Below are 3,723 nucleotides of genomic sequence, written 5' to 3' on the forward strand. Positions count from 1 at the left end.
CACGACCGCCCGGCGCAGCTCGGCGATGGTGCGGGCGGCCGCGCGCAGCGCGTACCGCTCCTGTGCCCAGGCGACGACGGCGCGCCCGGCCACCACCACCGCGAGTCCGGCGAAGGGCCACACCAGATCGTGCGCGGAGACGCGGTCCCCGCGTACGACCGGGGTCAGCAGCGCGGCGATCAGGAGCGCCTGCGCCACGATCAGCGCGGCGGAGGCCACGCCGAGGCCGACCGTGAGCGCCACGTACCAGCGGGCCGCGTGCACGTGGCGCAGCAGGCGAGGGTCGAGCGGTTTCATGACGAGATGGTCCCGTAGCCGGACGACGTCCGGGTCAGAACGCCGACTCCTTGATCTTCTTCCAGGTCAGGCCGGCAGGGGCGGGGATGTGGTCCACCGTGAGCCGACGCCGGAAGACCCAGTAGGTCCAGCCCTGGTACAGGATCACCAGGGGCGTGAGGAACACGGCGACCCAGGTCATGATGGTCAGGGTGTACGGGGTCGAGGACGCCTCGGCGATGGTCAGCGAGTTGCCGCCGTCCAGGCCCGGCATGACGTCGGGGTACATGGAGCCGAAGATCAGCACGACCGCCGCGACGATGGTCACGGCCGAGAGGCCGAAGGCCCACCCCTCACGTCCGGCGCGGTTGGTCAGCGCGACGCCGACCAGACCCACAGCGGCGACCACGACGACCGCCCAGGTCCAGGTCACGGAGAACGCGAGCTGTGCCCAGACCGCCCAGCCACCGGCGACGAGCACGGCCACCACCGCCAGCACACCGGCGAACCGCCGGGCCCTGGCGCGGATCTCGCCGTCGGTCTTGAGCGCCACGAAGACGGAGCCGTGCAGCAGGAACAGAACGAGCGTCGTGGCTCCGCCGAGCAGCGCGAACGGGTTGAGCAGCGCCCAGAAGCCGCCCACGTACTGGTGCGCCTCGTCGAGCTGGACGCCGCGGACCAGGTTGGCGAACGCCACGCCCCAGAGCACGGCGGGCACCCAGGAGCCCACCTGGATCGCGATGTCGCAGCGGCGCGCCCACACGGCGTCGGCGATCTTGCCGCGGTACTCGAAGGCGACCCCGCGCACGATCAGGGCCACGAGAATGAGCAGCAGCGGGAGGTAGAAGCCGGAGAACAGGGTGGCGTACCACTCGGGGAAGGCGGCGAAGGTGGCGCCGCCCGCGGTGATCAGCCATACCTCGTTGCCGTCCCAGAGCGGCCCGATGCTGTTCACCAGCACGCGCCGCTCTTTCTCCCGGTGCGCGGCGTTGCCACGGGGGAGCAGGGACATCAGCATCCCGACGCCGAAGTCGAACCCCTCGAGCACGAGGTACCCGGTCCACAGGATCGCGATGATGAAGAACCACACGAGTGCGAGGTCCACGGTCACTTCCTTGTCTTCGAAAGGCTGGTCTTCGAAAGGCTGGTCATCGAACGGCTGGTCTGCATGAGACCGGTCTGCATGGGGCTGGTCCTCGTGAGGCGGAGCCTGCGCATCAGTAGGCGAACGAGAGGGGCCGGTCGGACTCGTCCCCGGCCGCCTCGGGCGACTCGTCGCGGACGGTCCTGGGCACGCCCTCGATCGCGTACCGGTGCATGAGCCGGTACCAGACGACGGCCAGCGCGCCGTAGACCAGGGTGAACACGATCATCGAGGTGAGCACCATGCCCGGGCTCACCACCTCGGAGACGCCGTTCATGGTGAGCAGCCGGATCTGGTCGATCCCCGTGGGGTTCGGGGCGACGACCCACGGCTGGCGGCCCATCTCGGTGAAGATCCAGCCGAACGACGACGCGAGGAACGGCGTCGGGATCGCGGCGATGCCGATCCGGGCGAGCCACTTGTTGTCGCTGACCCGGCCGCCGCGCGTGAACCAGAGGGCGGCCAGGGCGAGCAGCGCGGACCCGGCGGCGAACCCGATCATGAGCCGGAAGCTCCAGTAGGTGACGGCGAGGTTCGGTGTGTAAGAGATCTCGTTGCCGGCCTCGTCGGTGGCGCCGAACTTCTCCGAGTACTGCTCCTGCACGTCGTTGACGCCGGGCAGGAAGCTCTCCGGGCCGGAGAAGTGTCCGGTGCCGAGGTAGCTGGCCAGGCCGGGCACCTCCAGGACGTGTCGCACGCCCTCGCAGGAGTTGGAGAGGTCGCCGATCGTCAGGATCGAGAAGTTCGCTGCCTCCTCGCCGTCGCACAACGCCTCGGCGGACGCCATCTTGCCCGGCTGCTGCTCGAACATGAGCTTGCCCTGGACGTCGCCCGACAGTGCGACGCCGACGCCGGCGACCAGCATGACGACCGTGCCGAGGATCACGGCGGGGCGGTACACGTTGCGGGCGAGCTCGACGGACTCGGGCTGCTTGGTCCGGGCCAGGCGCACCATCCACCAGGCGGCGATGCCGGCCACGAACGTCCCGGCGGTCAGGAAGGCCGCGGCGACGGCGTGGGGGAAGGCCGCCCAGAGCGTGTTGTTGCCCAGGATCGCCCAGATGGACTCCATCTCGGCGCGACCCGTCTCGGGGTTGTACCGGGCGCCGACGGGGTGCTGCATCCAGGAGTTGGCGGCCAGGATGAAGAAGGCCGACAGGTTCACCGCGACGGCCACGGCCCAGATGCAGGCCAGGTGCACCTTCTTGTTCACCCGGTCCCAGCCGAAGATCCAGACGCCGAGGAAGACCGACTCCACGAAGAACGCGGCGAGGGCCTCCATGGCCAGCGGGGCGCCGAACACGTCGCCGACGAACCGCGAGTACTCGCTCCAGTTCATGCCGAACTGGAACTCCTGCACGATCCCGGTCACGACGCCGAGCGCGAAGTTGATCAGGAAGAGCTTGCCGAAGAACTTGGTCAGCCTCAGCCACCGCTCGTTCCCGGTCCGGACCCAGGCGGTCTGCATGATCGCCACGAGGGGCGCCAGGCCGATCGTGAGGGGGACGAAGATGAAGTGATAGACGGTGGTGATGCCGAACTGCCAGCGTGCCAGGTCGAGAGCTTCCACTCCGGGCTCCTGTGGTTTCTCCGAACGGCTCTGTCCCTTTGGACGCTAGGCCTGATCTGCCAGGTCCGCGCGTTGCCGCGGGGTGGATCCGTCGCTTGTGAATGTCTTCACAAGGCACTGTACACGCACTCGGGGTGCCGTTCGGCGCGTTGTTGTCCGCGCCTTCAGCAGGGGCGATGCGGAAGGGGTCTCCTGTGCGATACTGGTCGAACCCGCGTAGGCCCACATCCCTGCGCGGCCTGCAGAGTCCAACACTGCCCGCGATCCGCACGCGGTGCCGCTGTCACGCAGAACGTGGCCGCAGGCGTCCGCGAAGATCGTAGGAACGGGGCCGCAGCCGAGACTTCCGTCCAGATGTGTCGCTTCGCCGCGATGCATCCACCGGACGACCGACCGCCTGGCGGTCCGCGTGGTGTGGGGCGGGCGCCGGGCTACAGGAGCACCCAACGTGACGCCTTCCAGCACCACCGGTTCGACCATCGGGTCACAGGATGATCACGACGCACCTGAGGCGAACGCCCAGGTCAACACTGGTGGGGAGGCCCCAGCGGACGCGACGTCCACCAAGCGCCCGCGTCGCCGCGCCACCCGGTCCGTCGTCTCGACGGCCAAGCACGTCGAGCCCATCGTCGTCGGCTCGTCCGACACCCCCGCGACCCCGGCCGAGGGTCAGCCCGTGACCACGGGCGGCACCGCCGCCGTCGCCACGCCGACCACGCCCGCGGCCGGTGAG

3 protein-coding genes and 1 pseudogene are annotated in these 3,723 nt (G+C 69.4%); 1 reads left to right on the forward strand and 3 read right to left on the reverse strand.

What is annotated here, in order from left to right; genetic code table 11:
- The 3 genes and pseudogenes from PROKR_RS33340 to PROKR_RS01010 form a co-directional block, all read right to left on the reverse strand.
- Positions 1-297, reverse strand: a pseudogene (locus PROKR_RS33340) (thiol reductant ABC exporter subunit CydD); the annotation flags it as partial.
- A 34-nt stretch (positions 298-331) separates the two neighbouring features.
- On the reverse strand, positions 332-1,381 hold the full coding sequence (cydB, locus tag PROKR_RS01005) for a cytochrome d ubiquinol oxidase subunit II (protein WP_036958935.1): 1,050 nt from the start codon (positions 1,379-1,381) through the stop codon (positions 332-334).
- Positions 1,382-1,493: 112 nt separating this feature from the next.
- Positions 1,494-2,990, reverse strand: coding sequence for a cytochrome ubiquinol oxidase subunit I (locus tag PROKR_RS01010; RefSeq protein ID WP_036958937.1), 1,497 nt, complete (start codon positions 2,988-2,990; stop codon positions 1,494-1,496).
- Positions 2,991-3,438: 448 nt separating this feature from the next.
- Between PROKR_RS01010 and PROKR_RS33345 the strand changes: the two genes are divergently transcribed.
- Positions 3,439-3,723 (forward strand): hypothetical protein (locus PROKR_RS33345; RefSeq protein ID WP_036958939.1); only part of this gene is annotated, 285 nt, incomplete at its 3' end.

Origin of the sequence: Promicromonospora kroppenstedtii DSM 19349, assembly GCF_000515355.1 — a bacterium.
GTDB classification, from domain to species: Bacteria; Actinomycetota; Actinomycetes; order Actinomycetales; family Cellulomonadaceae; genus Promicromonospora; species Promicromonospora kroppenstedtii.